20 protein-coding genes are annotated in these 21,851 nt (G+C 65.6%); 11 read left to right on the forward strand and 9 right to left on the reverse strand.

Annotated features, from left to right (window positions below):
* Positions 1-17: 17 nt before the first annotated feature.
* Positions 18-1,577 (reverse strand): glutamine-hydrolyzing GMP synthase, encoded by a 1,560-nt coding sequence (guaA, locus tag GLR48_RS13040; RefSeq protein WP_237062089.1) that lies wholly within the window; start codon positions 1,575-1,577, stop codon positions 18-20.
* 130 nt (positions 1,578-1,707) lie between these two features.
* Here guaA and GLR48_RS13045 point away from each other — a divergent pair, with 130 nt between their 5' ends.
* The gene (locus tag GLR48_RS13045) at positions 1,708-3,255 is read left to right on the forward strand and encodes a trimethylamine methyltransferase family protein (protein WP_237062090.1); all 1,548 of its coding nucleotides are present in this window, start codon (positions 1,708-1,710) and stop codon (positions 3,253-3,255) included.
* On the opposite strand, the gene GLR48_RS13050 is transcribed toward GLR48_RS13045, so the two are convergent.
* A complete protein-coding gene (locus tag GLR48_RS13050; protein WP_237062092.1) occupies positions 3,248-3,550 on the reverse strand; it encodes a DUF6477 family protein in 303 nt (100 codons plus the stop codon). The genes GLR48_RS13045 and GLR48_RS13050 overlap by 8 nt on opposite strands.
* A 258-nt stretch (positions 3,551-3,808) precedes the next feature.
* Here GLR48_RS13050 and GLR48_RS13055 point away from each other — a divergent pair, with 258 nt between their 5' ends.
* The gene (locus GLR48_RS13055) at positions 3,809-4,879 is read left to right on the forward strand and encodes a DUF6456 domain-containing protein (RefSeq protein WP_237064545.1); all 1,071 of its coding nucleotides are present in this window, start codon (positions 3,809-3,811) and stop codon (positions 4,877-4,879) included.
* Positions 4,880-4,881: 2 nt separating this feature from the next.
* On the opposite strand, the gene GLR48_RS13060 is transcribed toward GLR48_RS13055, so the two are convergent.
* Positions 4,882-5,355 carry a hypothetical protein gene (locus GLR48_RS13060; protein ID WP_237062094.1) on the reverse strand — a complete coding sequence of 158 codons (474 nt, stop codon included), beginning with the start codon at positions 5,353-5,355 and terminating at the stop codon, positions 4,882-4,884.
* Positions 5,356-5,487: 132 nt separating this feature from the next.
* Between GLR48_RS13060 and lipA the strand changes: the two genes are divergently transcribed.
* Entirely contained in the window at positions 5,488-6,435 is a 948-nt protein-coding gene (gene lipA, locus GLR48_RS13065; RefSeq protein WP_237062096.1) for a lipoyl synthase, read from the forward strand.
* Positions 6,436-6,891: 456 nt separating this feature from the next.
* Here lipA and GLR48_RS13070 read toward each other — a convergent pair whose 3' ends face one another.
* Genes GLR48_RS13070 through hpt form a run of 3 tightly spaced genes read right to left on the reverse strand, consistent with a single transcriptional unit; the run spans position 6,892 to position 8,846 of the window.
* Positions 6,892-8,103, reverse strand: coding sequence for an EAL domain-containing protein (locus tag GLR48_RS13070; protein WP_237062098.1), 1,212 nt, complete (start codon positions 8,101-8,103; stop codon positions 6,892-6,894).
* 24 nt (positions 8,104-8,127) lie between these two features.
* Positions 8,128-8,307 carry a hypothetical protein gene (locus GLR48_RS13075; RefSeq protein ID WP_237062100.1) on the reverse strand — a complete coding sequence of 60 codons (180 nt, stop codon included), beginning with the start codon at positions 8,305-8,307 and terminating at the stop codon, positions 8,128-8,130.
* Positions 8,304-8,846 carry a hypoxanthine phosphoribosyltransferase gene (hpt, locus tag GLR48_RS13080; protein WP_237062102.1) on the reverse strand — a complete coding sequence of 181 codons (543 nt, stop codon included), beginning with the start codon at positions 8,844-8,846 and terminating at the stop codon, positions 8,304-8,306. The genes GLR48_RS13075 and hpt overlap by 4 nt, the downstream gene beginning before the upstream one ends.
* 79 nt (positions 8,847-8,925) lie before the next feature.
* Here hpt and GLR48_RS13085 point away from each other — a divergent pair, with 79 nt between their 5' ends.
* Positions 8,926-9,381, forward strand: coding sequence for a type II toxin-antitoxin system RatA family toxin (locus GLR48_RS13085; RefSeq protein WP_237062104.1), 456 nt, complete (start codon positions 8,926-8,928; stop codon positions 9,379-9,381).
* Here GLR48_RS13085 and GLR48_RS13090 read toward each other — a convergent pair whose 3' ends face one another.
* Genes GLR48_RS13090 through GLR48_RS13100 form a run of 3 tightly spaced genes read right to left on the reverse strand, consistent with a single transcriptional unit; the run spans position 9,382 to position 11,470 of the window.
* A complete protein-coding gene (locus GLR48_RS13090) occupies positions 9,382-9,867 on the reverse strand; it encodes a CinA family protein (RefSeq protein ID WP_237062106.1) in 486 nt (161 codons plus the stop codon). It abuts the gene before it with no gap.
* Positions 9,864-10,355 (reverse strand): phosphatidylglycerophosphatase A family protein, encoded by a 492-nt coding sequence (locus tag GLR48_RS13095; RefSeq protein WP_237062108.1) that lies wholly within the window; start codon positions 10,353-10,355, stop codon positions 9,864-9,866. The genes GLR48_RS13090 and GLR48_RS13095 overlap by 4 nt, the downstream gene beginning before the upstream one ends.
* Complete coding sequence (locus GLR48_RS13100) at positions 10,352-11,470, reverse strand: bifunctional 2-C-methyl-D-erythritol 4-phosphate cytidylyltransferase/2-C-methyl-D-erythritol 2,4-cyclodiphosphate synthase (protein ID WP_237062110.1); 1,119 nt, start codon at positions 11,468-11,470, stop codon at positions 10,352-10,354. The genes GLR48_RS13095 and GLR48_RS13100 overlap by 4 nt, the downstream gene beginning before the upstream one ends.
* A 190-nt stretch (positions 11,471-11,660) precedes the next feature.
* Here GLR48_RS13100 and dusB point away from each other — a divergent pair, with 190 nt between their 5' ends.
* From dusB to GLR48_RS13135, 7 genes are all read left to right on the forward strand, one after another.
* Positions 11,661-12,650 (forward strand): tRNA dihydrouridine synthase DusB, encoded by a 990-nt coding sequence (dusB, locus tag GLR48_RS13105; RefSeq protein ID WP_237062112.1) that lies wholly within the window; start codon positions 11,661-11,663, stop codon positions 12,648-12,650.
* Positions 12,647-13,720: a two-component system sensor histidine kinase NtrB gene (locus tag GLR48_RS13110; protein ID WP_237062114.1), complete on the forward strand. Its 1,074-nt coding sequence runs from the start codon at positions 12,647-12,649 to the stop codon at positions 13,718-13,720. Before dusB ends, GLR48_RS13110 begins: the two co-directional genes overlap by 4 nt.
* Positions 13,720-15,090, forward strand: coding sequence for a response regulator (locus GLR48_RS13115; protein ID WP_237062116.1), 1,371 nt, complete (start codon positions 13,720-13,722; stop codon positions 15,088-15,090). The genes GLR48_RS13110 and GLR48_RS13115 overlap by 1 nt, the downstream gene beginning before the upstream one ends.
* A gap of 125 nt (positions 15,091-15,215) precedes the next feature.
* A complete protein-coding gene (locus tag GLR48_RS13120) occupies positions 15,216-17,426 on the forward strand; it encodes a sensor histidine kinase NtrY-like (RefSeq protein ID WP_237064546.1) in 2,211 nt (736 codons plus the stop codon).
* 10 nt (positions 17,427-17,436) lie between these two features.
* A complete protein-coding gene (gene ntrX, locus GLR48_RS13125) occupies positions 17,437-18,837 on the forward strand; it encodes a nitrogen assimilation response regulator NtrX (protein WP_237062118.1) in 1,401 nt (466 codons plus the stop codon).
* A 56-nt stretch (positions 18,838-18,893) separates the two neighbouring features.
* The gene (gene trkA, locus GLR48_RS13130; protein ID WP_237062120.1) at positions 18,894-20,270 is read left to right on the forward strand and encodes a Trk system potassium transporter TrkA; all 1,377 of its coding nucleotides are present in this window, start codon (positions 18,894-18,896) and stop codon (positions 20,268-20,270) included.
* Positions 20,270-21,790 (forward strand): TrkH family potassium uptake protein, encoded by a 1,521-nt coding sequence (locus GLR48_RS13135; RefSeq protein ID WP_237062122.1) that lies wholly within the window; start codon positions 20,270-20,272, stop codon positions 21,788-21,790. Before trkA ends, GLR48_RS13135 begins: the two co-directional genes overlap by 1 nt.
* The last annotated feature ends 61 nt before the right edge of the window (positions 21,791-21,851 follow it).

The following is a 21,851-nucleotide window of genomic DNA, read 5'->3' on the forward strand; positions in this document are numbered from 1 at the left end:
AGGGCCGCCCGTAGGGATCATTCCCATTCGATGGTGCCCGGCGGCTTGCTGGTGATGTCATAGGTCACCCGGTTGATGCCCTCGACCTCGTTGATGATCCGCGTCGCGGTTTCGCCCAGAAAATCATGGCTGAACGGATAGTAATCCGCCGTCATCCCGTCGACAGAGGTCACGGCCCGCAGCGCACAGGCGAAATCATAGGTCCGCCCGTCGCCCATGACACCCACCGTCCGCACCGGCAGAATCGCCACGAAGGCCTGCCAGATGTCGTCATACAGACCATGCCGCCGGATCTGGTCGATGAAGACCGCATCCGCCTTGCGCAGGATCTCCAGCTTCTCGCGGGTGATCTCTCCGGGACAGCGAATCGCAAGGCCGGGGCCGGGGAAGGGGTGGCGCCCGATAAAGCTCGGCGGCAGGCCCAGTTCGACGCCCAGGGCGCGCACCTCGTCCTTGAACAACTCGCGCAGCGGCTCGACCAGCTTCAGGCCCATCTTCTCGGGCAGGCCACCGACGTTGTGGTGGCTCTTGATGGTGACGCTCGGCCCGCCGGAAAAGCTGACCGATTCGATGACGTCGGGATAAAGCGTCCCCTGCGCCAGAAATTCCGCCCCCTCGATGTCGTTGGCGTATTTCTGAAAGACGTCGATGAACAGACCACCGATGATCTTGCGCTTGGTTTCGGGGTCGCTGACACCTTCCAGCTTGCCAAGAAACAGCTCGGTCTCGTCGGCGTGGATCAGGTTCAGGTTATAATTGTCGCGGAACATCTTCACGACCTGCTCCGCCTCGCCCAGACGCAGCAGCCCGTGGTCCACGAAGACGCAGGTCAGCTGATCGCCGATCGCCTCGTGCAGCAGGACGGCGGTGACGGAACTGTCGACGCCGCCGGACAGGGCGCAGATGACCTTCTTGTCGCCAACCTGTGCGCGAATCGCGGCAATCGCCTGCTCGCGGTAGGCATCCATCGTCCAGTCGCCGGTGAACCCCGCCATGCGCACGAAGTTTTCGTAAAGCTTCGCGCCATTGGGCGTGTGATGCACCTCCGGATGGAACTGCACCGCATAGAACTGGCGGGACGTATCGGCGGTGATCGCAAAGGGCGCGTTGGGCGATGTGCCGTACACCTCGAAACCCGGCGCGATTTCAGAGACATGGTCGCCGTGGCTCATCCAGACCTGTTCGCGGTCGGTCAGGAACCAGCCGTCCAGCAGGTCGAGTTGCCCTTCGGGTTTGACGAAGGCGCGACCGAATTCCTTGGTGCCATGGCCGCCCACGACCTTGCCGCCCAGTTGCGTCATCATCGTCTGCTGGCCGTAACAGATGCCTAGCACCGGCACGCCCATCGTGAACACGGCGTCGGCCGCACGGGGCGATCCGTCGCGCGTCACGCTGTCCGGCCCGCCCGACAGGATGATCGCGCGTGGCGCAAACTCCGCCAGAAACGCGTCGGTCACGTTCTGGTAGGGGTGAATTTCGCAATAGACGTTCAGTTCCCGCAGGCGGCGCGCGATCAGCTGCGTCACCTGTGACCCGAAGTCGACGATCAGAAGGCGTTGGTGGTCTGTGATATCCATGGCGCTGGAATAAGTCGGAAACCGCACCGCTGCAATGTCGCTTTCGCGTGTCAGATGGCGTTTGTCGCTTCTCTGACCCGGACGCAGTCGCGTATCAGGGGCGGAAAGATCAGCGGGAAAGGTGCGCGATATGACCGAGGCAGCAACAGCAGGACGCCGGGCACGCGGTGGCGGCGGGGCCGCACGGCGCGCCGAACGCACGGCCGTCAGCGTCGAAACCGCGAAATACATCGAACGCAACGTGCCCAACTACGAAGTGCTGACGGAAGAGGCGCTCGACGTGATCGAGCGCAACGCCGAAACCGTGCTGGCTGAAATCGGCGTGAACTTCGTCGACAATCCCGCCGCCCTGCAACGCTGGCGGGATGCAGGGGCAGAGATCGAGGGCGAGCGCGTCCGCATCCCCCGTGGCCTCGCGCGCAAGCTCTGCAGCACAGCCCCTGCCACGTTTACCCAGCACGCCCGCAACCCGGACCGCAACGTGGTGATCGGCGGCAAGAACCTCGTTCTCGCGCCGGTCTACGGCCCGCCCTTCGTGCGCGATGCGACTGGTGGCCGCCGCTATGCCACGATGGCGGATTTCGAAAAATTCGTGAAGCTGGGCTACATGTCCAAGTGGCTGCACCACTCCGGCGGCACGGTCTGCGAACCCACGGACATCCCCGTCAACAAGCGTCACCTCGACATGCTGCTCGCGCATATGGTGCTGTCGGACAAGCCCTTCATGGGGTCGGTGACCGAACCCAGCCGCGCCAAGGATTCGGTCGAGATGTGCGAGATCCTGTTCGGCACCGACTTCGTTCGCGACAACACGGTCATGACCTCTCTCATCAACATCAACAGCCCGCTCACGTTCGATTCGATCATGATGGGCGCGCTGGAAATCTTTGCGGAACACAATCAGGCCAGCATCATCAGCCCCTTCATCGTCGGCGGCGCGATGGCGCCCGTGTCGGTCGCGGGCACGTTGACGCAGGTGCTGGCCGAGGTGCTGGCGGGCGTCGCCTACAGCCAGCTGGTGCGCCCCGGCGCCCCGGTAATCTTTGGCGCCTTCGTCACGTCCATCGATATGAACTCCGGCGCGCCCACCTTCGGCACGCCAGAGGCGTCGCACATCACTTACGGGGCAGGGCAACTGGCCCGGCGTCTGGGGCTGCCCTATCGCAGCGCCGGATCGTTCTGCGGATCGAAACTGCCAGACGCGCAAGCGGCCTATGAAACCTCGAACAGCCTGCAGATGGGCCTGCTCTCTGGCGTCAATTTCATGCTGCACGCCTGCGGCTGGCTCGAAGGCGGCCTTGTCGCCAGTTTCGAGAAATTCGTCATGGACGCCGACCAGTTGGGCACGTTGCACCACTTCGCCCGCGGCGTGGACCTTAGTGAGAACGGTCAGGCGATGGATGCCATTGCAGAGGTCGGCCCTGGTGGCCACTACCTCGGCTGTGCCCACACCCAGGCGAACTTCAAACAGGCGTTCTGGCGGTCGGACCTGTTCGATTACAAACCGTTCGAGACCTGGGACGAGGAAGGCGCACGCGACACGCAGGCGCTGGCCACGATCCGGGTGAAGAAGATGATCGACACCTACATCCAGCCCCCCCTCGATCCCGAGATCGAGGCGCGGCTGCGCGCCTACGTGGCCGACAAGAAGGCGTCGATGTCCGACAGCTTCATGTGATGTCGCGGGGGCGCGTGACGGCTTCGAAGTCACGCGCCTCTGCCATGACCGCCGTCAGCAGGTCGATATGCCGCATGAGGCAATAGGCCGTGGCACGCTCTTGGCGTGCGCTGTTCTCCACGCTTTCGGCCTCCAGCAGGGCGATCAGGACCGGGCCATGCGCCGTGGTCCCTAGGCCCGGCACCAGACGCGACAGATCCCGCGTGCGGCGATAGTCGTCCAGCCCGAACCGTGCCGCCCGCACCAGCAGGCCCGGCCGCTTCAACTGTCTGATCCGCGATTGAATATCCTGCATGTCCCGTCTCCTGGCTTGGGTGATTCCATGTCTCAGGGGTTGGTTTTTACACAACCTTGACGGGTGTTGCGTTCGTCCAAAATCTTAAGAACGGTCACTATCCCATTGATTAAGCATTTTTTGGAAGAGTGTTACCAAGACACTAACGTTAACCCTCAATTAAGAATACACTCTTAAGTTGTTCGTTCTGTGCTAGTCTTTGCAAGATGGCACCGGGCATGCGGATGGGGACCAGAGAGGCTGGCCAGAATGACGATGATGCAGCATATTCCCACACCGGACATCCCCGGCTGGGTCCCCGACCACATCCGCCACTATCTTGCACATACGGTCGGCGGCACGTCGATCCGGGCGCTGGCCCGCCAGTGCGACGTCCATCCCTCGACCATCATGCGTCAGGTGCGGGCCTGCGAAATGCGGCGCGACGATCCGTTGATCGATGCCGCGCTGCGCGCCCTCACACCGGTCTCAGTCTCTCAACCTTCAACAGAAAGCCGTGCCATGTCTCACGCCGCTCCTGCCCGCCATGCCACCAGTGGCGTTCCTGTCACGCAAGGGCGGCTGGATCGCGAAGCGCTGCACATCCTGCGCCGGCTGTGCGAACCGGGGGCGGTGATGGCGGTGGCCCGCGACATGGATTCGGCTGTCATCGTGCGCGAGGATCCCGCCGGCGGCACCCTGCGCACCGCGGTCGTCGAGGCCGACATCGCGCAGGCGATGGCGCTGCAGAACTGGGTGTCCTGCGCCGACCCGGACGCCCGGATCGCGCGGTACCACATCACCGGCCAGGGTCGCACGGCGCTGCGTCAACTGACCGCAGCGGATGAAAATCGCGCGGGCGGCTTTTCTGACGGGTCCGGCGACACGACCGAGGGCTCGGCCTTCGGCAACGTGCTGACGGCCCGGTTCATCGCCGCCGAGACGCCGCTGATGGGCCTGTCCCGGCGCCGCGACCGCGACGGCAAGCCGTTCCTGTCCAAGGATCTGGTCAAGGCAGGCGAACGCCTGCGCGAGGATTTCGTCCTGTCGCGCCCCGGGCCCGACGCCGCCGACGACTGGCGCGATGCCCTGACACGGCCCGGCGCCGGCACCTCTCATCCCGGCGTGCAGGCCGCCCGGGCCCGCGTGCTCGCCGCCCTCGACGATCTGGGGCCGGGTCTGCAGGACGCCGTCCTGCGGTGCTGCTGCCTGCTCGAAGGGTTGGAAACGACAGAGCAGCGCATGGGCTGGTCCGCCCGGTCCGGCAAGATCGTGCTGCGCATCTCTCTCCAGCGTCTGATGCGCCACTACGAGGAGGCAACGGGCAAGTTCGGCCCCCGCATCGGGTGACCTCAATAGGGCGCGCAGTGTCCGGTGGCGTCGTCAAAATTTGCGTCGGTCGCGGCAAGGTTGCCCTTGATGATGCGGATGGGGATGTAAGGGGGCTGATCCTGTATCGACGAGCTGACCTGCGACACGGCGTAGCAGCCCGCAAAAATAGCCTGCGTCCCGTCAGTCCGGGTGGCCCGGATCACGACAGGCAGCATGGTATAGGTCGTGCCTGCCGCGCCTTCGGTTTGCGGGGGGCCAAGGTGCAGATCGACGTGGTCGGTATCCGCGTAGCCCGCCTTGAATGGCTCGTAATCGCCGACCCTGCCGCTGGCAAAATAGCTGTAAGCGCGCAGGTATTCGTGCCGGTTGATCGCATTGTACAGCGATTTGACCACCGCCGCGGGCGTCGACCGGTCATCCTGAAAGACCGCCTGCTGCGCCGGCGCGGCGGACGCGGTCAAGATCAGGCTCGTTATCAGGATAAGACGCTTCATGTGATGCTCTGCCTCCAGGGGGTCGCGTGGCACAATGCCCGGCCTGCATGACCGGTTCCCGGCCGTGGCAATGGACTTTCGGCGCGTTCATGGCTAGATGACAGGGCATCACAGCCAAAAGGCACGCCCGTCATGCGCGATCTGAAAATCCCCGCCCAGCGTCATCCCGAAAAGGCCAAGCGCCCCGATGCGCCGCAGCCGAAAAAGCCGGACTGGATCCGGGTCAAGGCGCCGAATTCCGAGGGCTATCGCCAGACCCGCGACATCATGCGCGAACACAAGCTGACGACCGTCTGCGAAGAAGCAGGCTGCCCCAACGTCGGCGAATGCTGGTCTCAGGGCCACGCGACCATGATGATCATGGGCGAGGTCTGCACCCGCGCCTGCACCTTCTGCAACATCGCGACGGGCAAACCGCCAGAGGCGCTGGACGTGTTCGAGCCGGGTCGCGTGGCCGATGCGGTCAAGAAGCTGGGCCTGAAGCATGTCGTCATCACCTCTGTCGATCGCGACGACGTGGACGACGGCGGGGCCGAGCATTTCGCCCAGACGATCCGCGCGATCCGCAGGCAGGCCCCCCAGACCACGATCGAGATCCTGACGCCTGACTTCATCCGCTGCGACCCGGCGGTGCTGGAGGTCGTGGTTGCGGCCAAGCCGGACGTCTTCAACCACAACCTTGAAACCGTGCCGGGCCTTTATCCGCAGGTGCGCCCCGGTGCCCGCTACTTCCATTCCCTGCGCCTGTTGCAGCGGGTCAAGGAACTGGATCCCACGATGTTCACCAAATCCGGCATCATGGTCGGTCTGGGCGAGGACCGTCAGGCCGTCATTCAGGTGATGGAGGACATGCGCGCCGCCGACATCGACTTCCTGACCGTCGGCCAGTACCTGCAACCGACGCCCAAGCACCACCGCGTCGACCGGTTCGTGACCCCCGAAGAATTCGCCTCCTACGAAAAGGCGGCCTACGGCAAGGGCTTCCTGATGGTCTCCGCCTCGCCGCTGACACGGTCGTCCTACCATGCCGGCGACGATTTCGCCCGCCTCCGCGCCGCCCGCCTCGCGCGCTTCGCCTGATCAAGACCCGCCCGGCGCCCGTGTGGGGCTGTCGGTCCGCCGTACGTTGCTTTTTGCGGCGCGCAGGGTGGATCACTTGCGACGCGGCTCACGACCGGGATTTTTGGCGAGCGGGCCTGTTGACGGTCGGGATTTCTCATGAACGCTCCGCGTATCGAACGCGTTAGCTGACGAACGCGATTGTAGCCGACCGGACGTGTTGATGATCGGAGCTGCTCAAGATCCGGATGGCAGACGCGCCAAATGGTTAACGAACGCAATCAGCCGTCCACCAATCCACCGCCAGCGCCAGCCAACGTGTCGCGACACCGCAAAGGCGGGCAGGCTAGCTGACACCCCGCCTGCGGTCAGCCCGGCCGGTCACGCGAGCCTGCCGTCCGGTCGCCTGGACACAAGGCCCCCCAACTCGGCCGGGTGCATGACCCACCAGATCGTCGATCCGGACACAAGCGGTCCTCAATACCCGAATGTCCGTGCATGCAGTGCCGTCAGCCCGCCCGGCCGGCCCAGCAGGAACCCTTGCCCGTAGGCGACACCGAAATCGCGCAAGGCCGCTGCTTCCTCGGCCCGTTCGATGCCCTCGGCGATGACCTGCGCCCCGATGGCCTTGCTGAAGTGCAAGATACCGGCCGTCAAAGCCTGATTGACCGGGTCCATGTGTAACCCCCGCACAAGGCTGCGATCCAGTTTCACGATATCCGGCTTGATCTGCAGCACGGTGTTCAGGCTGTTGTAATCGGTCCCCAGATCATCGACGGCGATCTGCGCGCCAAGGTTGCGCAGTGCCTTCATCTGCGGGCGCATCGCGTTCAGATTGCCGATACCTGCGTGGTCGGTCAGCTCGAAGATGATGCGGTCGCTGAAGGGTCCGTCGATCAGCCGGGGCAGGTCCGCGTGGATCAGCGTATCCGGCGCCACGTTGATCGCCAGTTTCAGCGCCCGGGGCAGCTCTGACAACAATTCCAGTGTCTTGGCGATCACGGTCCGGTCAAGCTGTCGGTCAAGTCCCACCGTGCGCGCGTCTGCGAACCAGGTATCGGGGCTGCGGTAGGGCGTCGGGCGGAACCGGCACAGCGCCTCGGCCCCCATGACGGCATTGTCGGTCAGGGACACGATGGGTTGCAGCAGCAACTGGAAATCGCGGTCCGCGATCACGTCGCCGATCTGCTGCCGCAGGTCCGGGCCGCCGGTCGACAGGCTGGCGTCCCGGTCGATGATGTCGGCCAGAAGAGTGGCATAGGACGTGGCGATCGCCAGATCTCCCGCGTCCAGCATGGGGCGCGGGACATGCGACAGGCAACACAGCATGGCCTGTTCCGTGCCATGGCGCAGCGTCAGCGGCACGCTGATCAGGGCGCCCACGGTCCCCATCACATGGGGCGGCAGCATGACAGCCTGCGGGTGCGCCGCAGCGTCGGGCAACAGATGCGGCAAGACGCCCCGCTGGATCGCCTGACAGTATGTCCCCTCTGCCGCGAACCGGTCGCCGGCGGCCAGGCGCGCGGTGGCATCGTCGCAGGCCACGGCGCGCAGCACGATGTCAGGCCCTTCGAATACGGCAAGGTACGCAAGCGGCATGTCCAGGCGCCGCCTGAAGGCAGTCAGCATGTCCGTCACGGGGCTGCGGGGGGGCGTCACGGACGCGAGGAGGGGGGCAAGATCTGTCATGCCCCCGGTATGCGGGATTTTCCCTTAATTCGTCGTAAATGGCCGCAATGTTTTTGCGGGCGCCTCTGGCACGCCATTCACCAGCCGTTCGACCCCGGCCAGCGCCAGACAGGCAGCCACGACACCCAGCACCAGCCAGACGCGGCTCGCCTTGGGCGGGTTGCGGGCCAGCTGGCTCAGCCTCAGGAACCAGCGCGGGTTCATGCCTCGTCCGTGAACCGCACCTGACCGATATAGGGCAGGTTGCGGTTGCGCTGCGCGAAATCGATGCCGTAGCCCACGACGAAGGCGTCGGGAATTTCGAACCCGATCCAGTCGGCGCGGAAATCGACCTCGCGCCGCGCGGGCTTGTCCAGCAGGGCGATGGTCTTCAGCCGGGCCGGGTGGCGCGAGCGCAGGTAGTCCGTCACATGGCTCAGCGTATGCCCGGTGTCGACGATATCCTCGACGATCAGCACATCGCGCCCTTCGATCGTGCCGCGCAGGTCCTTCAGGATGCGGACCTCGCGGCTGCTTTCCATGCCGTCGCCATAGCTTGACGCCTCGATGAAATCGACCTCCACCGGCAGATCCAGTTCCCGCACGAGGTCGGCGATGAACACGAACGACCCGCGCAGCAGGCCCACGACGACCAGTTTGTCGGTCCCGTCGAAAGCATCATGGATGTCGCGGGCCAGCGCCTCGATCCGGGCGGCGATGGATTTGGCGCTGATCATCTGGTCGATGACATAGGGGCGTGACATGTTGACCTTTCGGGCAAGGGTTGATTTCCGCCTGCCTTTTACGACATCAGGGGATGAAGTCACACCGTGAAAGTCATCCATGCCCGTCCACGACGAAACCCGCGTCCTGCCCTATACCGCCGACCAGATGTATGCCCTTGTCGCCGATGTAGAGGATTATCCCAAGTTCCTGCCCTGGACCGCCGCCGCGCGCCTGCGCTCTGAAAGCGAGGAGGGCGATCACACCGTCCTGCTGGCCGACCTCGTGGTGTCCTTCAAGGTGTTCCGCGAAACCTTCGGCAGCCGCGTGACCCTCTGGCCGGAAAAAAAGCAGATCGACACGGAATACATCGACGGCCCCTTCAAGCACCTGAACAGCCGCTGGACGTTTCAGGACGTGGAGGAGGGTTGCAAGGTCCACTTCCACGTCGATTTTGAATTCAAGAACAGGCTGTTGCAGGGCGCTGCGGGCATGTTCTTCAATCAGGCGATGCAGACCATCGTCAAGGCGTTCCAGAAACGTGCGGCCCAGCTTTACGGCCCCGGCGCGACCTGATCAGGCCCGCACCGGGAATTGCATGACACCGGCCAGCAGTAGGTCCAGCGCGTGATCCACGGTCGCTGCGCGGACCTGTGCACGGCCGATCGCGCCAAACTCCACCGTTTGCGTGTGCATCCCGTCGCCGGTCGCCACGCCAAAGCAGACGCGACCCTCGGGCTTGTGTTCCGACCCGCCGGGGCCGGCGATGCCGGTGACCGACAGGGCGATCTGCGCCTCGGAATTGTCGAACGCGCCTTGCGCCATCTCGCGCGCGACCTCCTCTGACACCGCGCCGAAATCGTCGAGCGTGTCCGACAGCACGCCCAGCATCTGCATCTTGGCGGCATTGGTATAGGTCACGAACCCGCGGTCGAAGATGGCAGAGCTGCCGGCAACCTCCGTGATCGCCCCGGCGATCAGGCCGCCGGTGCAGCTTTCGGCCAATGCGATGACGATGCCACGATCCTTTGCCAGTTCAAGCAGTTGCGCGGCCTTGCTCATCTCAGGATGATCCCGTGATAGATGCCGGCAAAGACGACCACACCGATGGCCGCAAAGACGCCAGCGATCACGTCGTCCAGCATGACGCCCAAGGGATCACCGCGCCGGTCGGCCCAGCCGACGGGGCCCCACTTCTTGATGTCGAAGAGGCGGAACAGCGCAAAGGCCGCGACCCAGCCCGGCCACAGCGCCGTGTAGGATGCACCGACGTTCGCCGCACCAATGGCCAGCGGCCACAGCGCGATCCACTGGCCCACGACCTCGTCCACCACGATCTCTGACGGGTCCTCGACGCCGGACGCCCGCGTCTCTACCCCCGTCGCCCACCAGCCGATGCCGAACAGCGCCAGCGTGGCGACGATCAGCAGCAGCGGCCCGCCCAGCACCATCAGCGCCAGACCACAGGGCAGGGCGGCCAGCGACCCCCATGTGCCCGGCGCCGGGCGCAGATGGCCGATGTAAAAGAACGTCGCGATCAGTCTGGTCATGTCTTCACCACCGTTGCTGTCGCAAGGGCGGCGATGCCTTCCTCGCGTCCCGTGAAACCCAGCCGTTCGGAGGTCGTGGCCTTCACGCTAACCCGCCCCGCCTCGATCCCCATGATCGCGGCCATCGCGGCGCGCATTGCCGCCTGATGCGGTCCGACCTTGGGATATTCGCAGACCAGCGTGCAATCGACGTTGGAAATCGAGAACCCCATCTGCGTCGCGAGCCCCACCGCATGGCGCAAGAAGATATGGCTTTCCGCCCCCTTCCACTGGGGGTCGGAGGGCGGGAAATGCACGCCGATGTCGCCCTGCGCCAGCGCGCCATAGATCGCGTCGGTCACCGCATGCATGCCCACATCCGCATCCGAATGGCCCTGCAGCCCGCGCCCGTGCGGCACCCGGACACCGCACAGCATGACATGCTCCCCCGGCCCGAAGCGGTGGACGTCATAGCCATTGCCCAACCTGATATCCATGCGCCCTCCCAGCAGTCTCTCGGCCCGCGCGAAATCCTCGGCGTGGGTGATCTTGAGGTTGTCTTCATCGCCCCGCACGATCGAAACGTCCAGCCCCGCCGCCCGCGCCACGGCGACGTCATCGGCGGCAACGCCTTCATAGGCCGCATGGGCGGCAAGGATGGCGGCCGTATGAAACCCTTGCGGCGTCTGCGCCCGGAACAGGCCTGCGCGGTCCTGCACGCCCGTTACCCGCGCGTCCCCGCGCCACAGCGCATCGGTCACGGCGACGGCGGGGGCCGCACCGGGACCATGATCCAGCGCCGCCATGACCCTGTCGATCAGGGCCGCACTGACCAACGGGCGCGCCGCATCATGGATCAGCACCCGGTCCGTCGTGACCGCCTGCAACCCGCGCAGCACCGAGTCTTGCCGTTCCGCACCGCCCGTCACGACCGTTACAGTAGAATCAGTCCACCGCGCCACATCGTCCGGGTGCAGCACCAGCACGATCCGCTCGATCCCCGGATGGGCGGCAAAGGCCGCAACCGTATGCGCCAGAACAGATCTTCCCGCCAGCGACTGCCATTGCTTGGGTACGTCGCCACCGGCCCGCACACCGCGTCCGGCGGCCACGATCAATGCGGCAGTCGTCGTCATCCCGGGCCTCGCATCCTGCACCATCTCTTGCTCACCTGACTAGCGATCCGCCAAACGCTGCGCAATCGCAGAGGCGATGCCTCATTTTTAGGCGCCGATGCGGGAAATTCGCCCGCAAGTGTCGCGCCGCGTTGTCACCGGGTCTGTGGCGGGATAATCCGGTGTCATACGCACAGCGTTTAGGCAAAAGATGAATTTGACGGCAAAGCAGCGGTTTCTCCCGGCGCCCCCCGTGGCGCTGGCGCCTCTTGCGGGGATCACGGACCTGCCGTTCCGCCAGCTGGTCGCCAGTTTCGGCGCAGGCTGGGTCGTGTCGGAAATGGTGGCCTCGCAGGACATGGTGCAGGCCAAGCCTTCGGTCCGCGACCGCGCCGAACTGGGCTTCGACCAGGGTGCCACCGCGGTGCAACTGGCCGGCCGCGATCCCTACTGGATGGCAGAGGCCGCGCGCATGGTCGCGGGCAACGGCGCCGCCGTGATCGACATCAACATGGGCTGCCCCGCCAAGAAGGTCACCGGCGGCCTGTCGGGATCCGCCCTGCTGCGCACCCCCGACCACGCCCTGCGCCTGATCGAGGCCGTGGTAGAGGCCGTCGATGTCCCCGTCACGCTCAAGACCCGTCTGGGCTGGGACGACGACAGCCTGAACGCCGCCGACGTGGCCCGCCGGGCAGAGGCGGCCGGCATCGCCCTCGTCACCATCCACGGCCGCACCCGCTGCCAGTTCTACAAGGGCCGCGCCGACTGGTCCGCGATCCGCGCCGTGCGCGACGCGGTCACGATCCCGGTGATCGCCAACGGCGACATCACCACCCCCGCGGATGCCCGCACGGCCATGTCCCTGTCCGGCGCCGACGGCGTCATGATCGGCCGCGGCGCACAGGGTCGACCCTGGGTGCTGGCGCAGATCAGCGCGGCCCTCTACGGCACGCCCGCTCCCGTCGTGCCGCAGGGACAGGCCTTTTGCGACATGGTCTCAAACCATTACGAGGCGATGCTAACCTTCTACGGCGCGGACCTCGGCAACCGCGTCGCGCGCAAGCATCTGGGGTGGTACATGGACACCGCCGGCACGCCCGCGCCATTGCGCAGCGCCATCCTGACCGCCACCGATCCCGCCCGCGTGCTGTCCCTGCTGCCGGACGCCCTGACCCCTACCGTGACGGAGGTTGCCGCATGATCGCCGACGAAGCGCTCTGGACCTCTCTGCCGGTGCCGGCCCTGTTGCTGGGGCCCGACGACAAAATCCTGCAATCCAATCCCGCGGCGGAAAGCTTCTTGAACCTCTCTGCCAAGTCGCTGGTGGGCGAAGTCGTCTGGGACAAGGTCCTGATCGACGCCCCGCTTGATTCAGCGTTTGAGAGGGCGCGCGACCAGCGCACGTCGCTGTTCATCAATGACGTGGACGTCGGCTCCGGCATGCGCGCGCCGCAGCACTGCAACATCCAGTTCGCCCCCCTGCAGGGCCGCGACCGGGTCACCATCATGATGATCAGCCCCCAGCAGATCGTCAGCCGCCTGAACCAGAACGCCATGTCCGGCAAGGCCGCCCGGTCCGCCATCGGCATGGCCGAGATGCTGGCCCACGAGATCAAGAACCCCCTCGCGGGCATCACCGGCGCCGCGCAATTGCTGTCGATGGGCCTATCCCCGCAGGATCAGGAGTTGACGGACCTGATCGTCGTCGAATCGCGTCGCATCGTGAAACTGCTGGAACAGGTCGAACAGTTCGGCAACCTGCGGCCGCCCCTGCGCAAGTCCATCAACATGCACGACACCCTCGACCGCGCGCGGCAGTCCGCCAGCGTCGGCTTCGGTGCGCACATGATGTTTCTGACCGATTACGACCCCTCTCTGCCCCGCGCGCTGGCCGACGCCGACCAGTTGCAGCAGGTGTTTCAGAACCTGCTGAAAAACGCGGCAGAGGCGGGGGATGCCGGCGGCACGATCCGCCTGCGCACCTTCTACGATGCGTCCCTGCGGGTGATGCAGCCCGACGGCACCCACGCGCGCCTGCCGCTGCAGGTCGAGATCATCGACGACGGCCCCGGCCTGCCGCCCGACATCGCCGCCGACATATTCGAGCCCTTCGTGTCGGGGCGCGAGAATGGCACGGGCCTCGGCCTCGCGCTGGTCAGCAAGCTGATGCACGACGGCGGCGGTTGGATCACCGTCGATTCCGTGCCCGGACGCACCGTATTTCGCCTGTCCCTGCCGCAGGCCGGCCCCAATGACGACGGAGAAGACTGATGGATGGAACGGTTCTGGTCGCGGACGACGACCGCACGATCCGCACGGTGCTGACGCAGGCGCTGACGCGGGCGGGCTGCAAGGTCCACGCGACCTCGTCGCTGGTCACGCTGATGCGCTGGGTGGACGAGGGCAAGGGCGATCTGGTGATCTCCGACGTGATCATGCCGGACGGCAACGGGCTGGAACAGCTTCCCCTGATCGCCAAGGCGCGCCCCGGCCTGCCAGTCATCGTGATCTCGGCCCAGAACACCATCATGACCGCCATTCAGGCGGCCGAAGCCGACGCCTACGACTACCTGCCGAAACCTTTCGACCTGCCCGACCTGATGAAACGCGCCGCCCGCGCGCTGGAGGTCAAGCGCCACGCCACGACCCCCCGCGCCCCGGCAGAGCGGACGGATGCCTCCTCCGACCTGCCGCTGGTCGGGCGCACGCCCGCGATGCAGACGCTCTACCGGCTGGTGGCAAGGGTGATGAACACCGCGTTACCCGTTCTGATCACGGGGGAATCCGGCACCGGCAAGTCGCTGATTGCCCGCGCGGTGCATGACTTTTCCGACCGTCGCTCGCTGCCCTTCGTGACCGGCACCGCCGCCGACCTCGATACCATCGACGGCCCCGCCACGATCCTGTCCCGCGCCCGCGGCGGCACCATCCTGTTTGACGAGGTGGGCGATCTGGACGCCACCGCACAGGCGCGCATCGTCCGCCTGCTGGACACGCTGGGCGACAACGCGCCGCGGATCATGGCAACCAGCCAAGGCAACCTCGGCGCCCTGATGGACGAGGACAAGTTCCGCGACGACCTGTTCTACCGCCTGTCGGGTGTCACCATCGCCGTGCCCGCCCTGCGCGAACGCGTCGACGACATCCCTCTGCTGGCCGAACATTTCCTCGCGGCCGTCGAACGCGAGGGCGCCCCCCTGCGCCAGATGTCGCCGGGTGCGATGGACATGATCCGCGCCTACAGCTGGCCCGGCAACGTGCGCCAGCTTGAAAACACCGTGCGCCGCCTCGTCTTCACCGCTGCCGCCGACGAGATCACCCGCGCCGAGGTCGATGCCGTCCTCGGCAACCAGCCCGCCATGGAACCCCTGCGCGGCGGGGCAGAGGGCGAGAAGCTCTCCGTCTCGGTCGCGCGTCACCTGCAACGCTATTTCGACCTGCACGGCGGCGCGCTGCCGCCCCCGGGCCTCTACAACCGGATCCTGCGCGAGGTCGAAGCGCCCCTGATCGAGATCGCCTTGGACGCGACGGGCGGAAATCAGGCGAAATGCGCCGATTTGCTGGGCATCAACCGCAATACCCTCAGAAAGAAGATCACCGACCTCGATATCCGCGTGACACGCCGCCGCAAATTGATGTAAAACCGCAACATAAACGTGGCCCCGGGGAAACATTATCCCGGCAGGACCATACAATACGGCGGTAACGGTGGGGTCATTCCTGCCACAGTGACAGGGCGAAGCGCGTGCAGCGTTCCCTTTTGGGTATGGATTTCCAGCGGCTTGCGCGCTGGCGGCGGCAGCGTGCCGTGCAGAACGGTCTGACCGTTCTGCTGGTCGTGTTGGGGCCGGTCCTGACGATGCTGACCTTCCTCATTCTGGGCGGGCCGCTGGACCGCGCGTCCGCCTCGCCCTTGTTGCGCCTGATCCTGCTGGCCGACCTTGTGTATGTCATCATCGTCGCGGGGCTAGTCATCCAGCGCGTCACCTCGATGATCGTGGCGCGGCGCAACCGGTCCGCCGGATCGCGCCTGCACCTGCGCCTGACCGGCGTCTTCGTGGCCCTTGCGCTGATCCCCACCGTCTTGGTCGCGATCTTCGCGGTTCTCTCGATCAACCTCGGGTTCGAGGGGTGGTTTTCCGAACGGGTCCAGAACGTCCTTGGCACCTCGCTCACCACCGCTCAGGCCTACGACGGCGAGGAGCGGTCCGAATTGTTGCGCGACGCCAACGCGCTTGCGGGCTTTCTGAATACCGAACGGCAGACCAACTTTTTCATGAACGACGGCGACGTGCGTCAGGCGATCGGCTCTGTGCAGAACCAGCTTGACCGGGGCCTGTCCGAAGTCTTCTTCATCGACGGCGCCGGAGAGATCATGGCCCGCGGCGCGCGGTCCTATGATTTCAATTACGAACGCCCCACGCCCGCCGATTTCACGGCCGCCGACGCCACCGGCAGCCAGATCATCGAAGACGGCGCCAACAACGAATTCCGCGCCCTGCTGCCGATGGAGACCTTCCCGAACCGCTACCTTTATGTCACCCGCGCCGTCGACGGGCAGATCCTGTCGCTGCTCGACGACACCGAGGCGACCGTGGCCCTTTATGACCAGTTGGAACGCGACCGCGGGCAGCTTCTGTTCCAGTTCGGTTTCCTCTACCTCGGCTTTGCGGTCATCCTGATCCTCGCAGCCACTTGGCTTGGCCTGCAATTCGCCGAACGCCTGTCGCGCCCCATTGGCCGGCTGGTGTCCGCCTCGCAGCGCGTCGGGGCCGGCGATCTGGACGTCCAGGTGATCGAGGATGACGGCGACGACGAGATCAGCCAGCTGGGCCATTACTTCAACCAGATGACCAGCCGCCTCAAAGGGCAGCGTGACGATCTGATGGACAGCAACCGGCTGTTCGATTCCGTGCTCAGTTCCGTGACCTCCGGCGTCGTCGGCCTTGATCCCGAAGGGCGGATCGCCTTCCTGAACCCCTCTGCCGCGCGCATGCTCTCGATGGGGCCGGGGCAGGCGGCGGCGGCCTCTCTCGCGGTCGCGGTGCCGGAACTCGCCCCCCTGTTCGAACGTCTGCGCCGCGAATCCCGGCCCGTCGTGCAGGAACAGGTGAACCTCGTGCGCGGCGGCAAGCAGGAAAGCCTGCTGGTCCGCATGGCTCCCCGCACCGGTGCCGACGGCGTATTGGACGGCTATGTCGTGGCGTTTGACGACGTGACCGACCTTGTCAGCGCGCAGCGCATGGCCGCCTGGGGCGACGTCGCCCGCCGGATCGCCCACGAGATCAAGAACCCGCTGACCCCGATCCAGCTGTCGGCGGAACGGATCAAGCGCAAGTTTTCGTCCGAAGTAAAGGACAGCGCCAAGCTGGACCAGATGACCGACGTGATCGTGCGCCAGACCAACGACCTGCGCCGCATCGTCGACGAGTTTTCCAAATTCGCGCGGATGCCCGAACCGCAACTGGCGCAAAGCGACCTGATCCGGCTGGTGCGCGATGCGGTCACCCTGCAAGAGGCGGGCCAGCCCGGCGTGCGGATCACGACCGACCTGCCGGAGGGTCCCGTTCTGGTCGACCTCGACGACACGATGATCGGTCAGGCCCTGAACAACCTGATCAAGAACGCCGGCGAAGCCATTGAAACGCTTCAGGATCGCGACGGCGTCGACGCCGTCGCCCCGCAGATCCGCATCGCCCTGACGCGCACGCCCACGCAGGCCCGCATCACCGTGTCCGACAACGGGATCGGCCTGCCGACCGACCGCGCGCGCCTGTTCGAACCCTACGTCACCACCCGCGACAAGGGCACCGGCCTTGGCCTGCCCATCGTGCGCAAGATCATCGAAGAACACGGCGGCACCCTGTCGCTGGCGGACGCCGACCCATTTGACGACACCGACCGCTGCGGCGCCTGCGCGGTCATTCTTCTGCCGCTGGCCCCCGTCGGGATCACGGCCAATAAAATTCCAGCATGAGGTTTACGATATGAGCGATATTCTGATTACCGACGACGAGCGCGACATCCGCGAACTGATCGGCGACATCCTGCAGGACGAAGGATTCGAGACGCGTCTGGCCGCCAATTCCGAACAATGCATGAGCGCGATTGCCAAGCAGAAGCCCGCGCTGATGATCCTCGACATCTGGCTCAAGGACAGCGGGATGGACGGCATCGACATCCTCAAGACCGTCAAGCGCGACCACCCCGAGATTCCCGTCGTCATCATCTCGGGCCACGGCAACATCGAAATCGCCGTCGCCGCGATCAAGCAGGGCGCCTACGACTTCATCGAAAAGCCGTTCAACATCGACCAACTGATGGTCGTGATCCGCCGCGCGATGGAAACCAGCCGCCTGCGCCGCGAGAACGTCGAGCTGAAACGCGGCGAGGCCGCCCCCGCCGAGATGCTGGGCGACAGCGCCGCCTTCCGCGCGCTGAAATCGCAACTGGACAAGGTCACCAAATCCAATGGCCGGGTGATGCTGTCCGGCCCCGCCGGGTCCGGCAAGGAAATCGCCGCCCGCTACATCCACGCCAACTCCGCCCGCGCGAATGCGCCCTTCGTCACCGTCAGCTCCGCCAGCGTCGAACCCGACCGCATGGAAGAGGTGTTGTTTGGCCGCGAAACCCCCGGTCGCGGCGTCGAAAAGGGCCTTTTGGAACAGGCGCACGGCGGCATCATCTACCTCGACGAGGTGGCCGACATGCCGCTTGGCACCCAGACCAAGATGCTGCGGGTGCTGGTCGACCAGTCCTTTACCCGCGTCGGCGGCACGGAAAAGGTGCAGGTCGACCTGCGCTTTGTCTCCTCCACCAACCGCGATCTGGCGACGGAAATCGCCGCCGGCCGCTTCCGGCAGGAACTCTTTCACCGCCTGAACGTCGTGCCGATCCCGGTCCCCAGCCTCGAGGAACGGCGCGAGGATATCCCCGTTCTCGCCGCCCATTTCATAGCCATGCTGAACCGCACCCAAGGCCTGCCCCTGCGCGAATTGGGCGAGGATGCCCGCGCCCTGCTGCAGACGATGCTCTGGCCCGGCAACGTGCGCCAGCTCAAGAACGTCGTGGAACGGGTGCTGATCCTTGGCGATTCCGGCGGTCCGATCTCGGCCCGCGAACTGCCCTCTGCGGATGAAGCGCCCGCGGGCGACGGCCGCATCGTGCTGTCCGGCGGGCTGGCCACGCTGCCGCTGCGCGACGCGCGCGAACTGTTCGAACGGGAATACCTGCTGACCCAGATCAACCGCTTCGGCGGCAACATCAGCCGCACGGCGTCCTTCGTCGGCATGGAACGCAGCGCCCTGCACCGCAAGCTGAAATCCCTCGGCGTCGCCACCGCCAACAAGTCCGGCGCGCGCATCGCCTATGTCGAGGAAGACAGCTGAATTGACGCCCCCGTGACGCTCTGTCACGAGGGGGACGGTTGCAGGGGAATGCGCGCATGAAGATCATCATCTGTGGCGCCGGTCAGGTCGGCTGGCAGATCGCGCGACATCTGTCGAGCGAACGCAACGACGTCACGGTCGTCGACAACAACGCCGAACTGGTGCGCCGCATCACCGATACCCTCGATGTGCAGGGCATTTCCGGGCACGCCAGCTATCCCGACATCCTCGAACGGGCAGGGGCCCGCGACGCCGACATGATCATCGCCGCGACCCACTCGGACGAGGTGAACATGGTCACCTGTCAGGTTGCCCATTCGATCTTCAACATCCGGCGCAAGATCGCGCGCCTGCGCGCGCAAAGCTACCTCGACGCGATATACTCCGACCTTTACCGCCGCGATCACCTGCCGATCGACGTAGTCATCAGCCCAGAGCGCGAGGTGGCCGAGGCCGCCCTGCAACGGTTGGCCTCGCCGGCAGCGTTCGACACCGAAAGCTTCCTCGACGGGCGCGGCACCCTGATGGGGATCGCGATCGAAGGCGATTGCCCGGTGATCAACACGCCCCTGCGGCAGTTGACCGACCTTTTTTCCACCCTGCGCGCGGTCGTCGTGGGCGTGCGCCGCGATGGTGCGCTTTTCGTGCCGAACGCCAAGGATCAGCTGTTCGTGGGCGATGAGGCCTACATCTTTACCCATACCGACGACATGGCCCGCACGCTGGAAATCTTCGGCAAGGTCCAGACCAAGCAGGAACGCGTCGTCATCATTGGCGGCGGCAACGTGGGCCGCGCGGTCGCACTGGCGCTGGAAAACCGCGCCGACCGCGTCCGTGTGCGCATGATCGAACGGTCCCGTGACGTGGCAGAGGCCGCCGCCGACGCCCTCGACCGGACCATCGTGCTGAACGGCGACGGCCTCGATGCGGCTTTGCTGGAGGAGGCGGGCATCACCTCTGCCGACGCCGTGCTGGCCGTCACCGACGACGACAAGACGAACCTGCTCGCCTCTGTCCGCGCCAAGGAGATGGGCTGCAAGATGTCGATCTGTCTGGTCAACGACCCCACGCTGGTGCCGCTGATGGGACCGCTCGACATCGACGCCTACATCAACCCGCGCTCGACCACCGTCTCGTCGATCCTGCGCCACGTCCGCCACGGCCGCGTGCGCGGCGTCTATTCCATCGGCGATGCCGAGGCTGAGATGCTGGAGGCGCAGGTGCTCGGCACCTCCCCCCTCGCAGGCCAGCGCATCCGCGACGTGGCCTTCCCCGAAGGCGCGCTCGTCGGTGGCATCCTGAAGCCGTCCGGCATGGTCAAACCGACCGGCGAGACCCGGATCGAAGAAGGCGACATCGTCGTGATCTTCGCCATGTCCGACGACGTGCCAGAGGTCGAGCGGCTGCTTCAGGTCTCGATCGACTTCTTCTGATGCACCGCGTGAAATCCCTGCCGTTCTTCGTGATGCTGATGGGCATCGGCGCGCTGGCGATGCTTGTGCCCGCGCTCCACGCCTGGGCGATGCGGGATTTCACCTCGATGCGGGCGTTCTTCTACGCCGCCGTGCTGTTCTCTACCCTGACCATGCTGATTGCCCTCGCCACCGCGGGCACGCACCCCAAATCCGCCGCCCGCAGCCAGTTGCTGACGCTGGTGCTGGCCTTCGGCGTGCTGCCCCTGATGTTCGCGGTCCCCTTCCACGAGGCGGGCCGCAACATCCGTTTCTTCGACGCCTGGTTCGAGATGGTCAGCAGCTTTACCACCACCGGCGCCACGCTTTACGAAAACGCAGGCCGGTTGCAGCCGTCCCTGCATCTGTGGCGCGCCACCGTGGGCTGGCTCGGTGGCCTGCTGGTCTGGATCATGGCCGTCGCGGTCTTTGCCCCCATGAACATCGGCGGGTTCGAGGTGCGCGCCGCGGGCGGCAGCGCGCGCATCACCGCGGGCGCCTACCGCCAGATCGGCCAGACCGCACAGGTGCAGGACCGCCTGTTCCGCCACGCCGCCACGCTCGCGCCGATCTACACGGCCCTCACCTTCATCCTCTGGCTCGCCCTCGTCCTGTGCGGAGAGGTCCCCTACATCGCCCTGTGCCACGCCATGTCGGTGCTCTCGACCAGCGGCATTTCCCCCATCGGCGGCGTCTATTATGCCGCCGCAGGCTTCTGGGGCGAGGTCTGCATCTTTGCCTTCTTCATCTTCGCCCTGTCGCGCCTGACCTTCTCGCGCGGCATGTTCGGCGACAGCGACGCGCGCCTGATGCGCGATCCCGAAATCCGTCTGGCCATTGGCCTCGTCGCAGGCACCACGCTGCTGCTCTTCGCCCGCCACTACCTCGGCAGTATCGAGGAGGGGCTTCAAAGCACCTGGGGTGGCCTCTTTGGCTCGCTCTGGGGCAGCATCTTTACCGTCACCTCGTTCCTCACCACAACGGGCTTCGAATCGCATTTCTGGGACGGCGCCTCGCGCTGGTCGGGGTTAGAGACACCGGGCCTCTTCCTCGTCGGTATGGCGCTGATCGGCGGCGGTGTGGCCACCACCGCGGGCGGCGTGAAACTTTTGCGCGTCTACGCCCTCGCGCGCCATTCGGAACGTGAACTCGAACGCCTGCTGCACCCGTCCTCCGTCGCGGGCGGCGGACGCGAAGCGCGGATGATCCGCCGGCAGGGCGCCTATGTCTCGTGGATCTTCTTCATGCTGTTTGCGCTGTCGGTTGCGGGCACGATGATCCTTCTGTCCTTGACCGGCGTGCAGTTCGAAACCTCCATGGTGCTGACCGTGGCCTCGCTGTCCACCACCGGCCCGCTGGCCGTCGTTGCGGCCGAGACCCCGATCAGCTTTTCCGGCCTGCCGGACCTTGCCAAGACCGTCCTCGCCGCCGCCATGGTCCTTGGCCGGCTCGAGGCGCTGGCGATTGTCGCCTTGTTCAATCCCGAAATCTGGCGCAAATAGCGATTCACGTTTTTGGGGTGGAATATCAAAGGCCGCCACGACATAATCGCCTGCAATCATG

The sequence above is a fragment of the Loktanella sp. M215 genome, from assembly GCF_021735925.1.
GTDB lineage: Bacteria > Pseudomonadota > Alphaproteobacteria > Rhodobacterales > Rhodobacteraceae > Loktanella.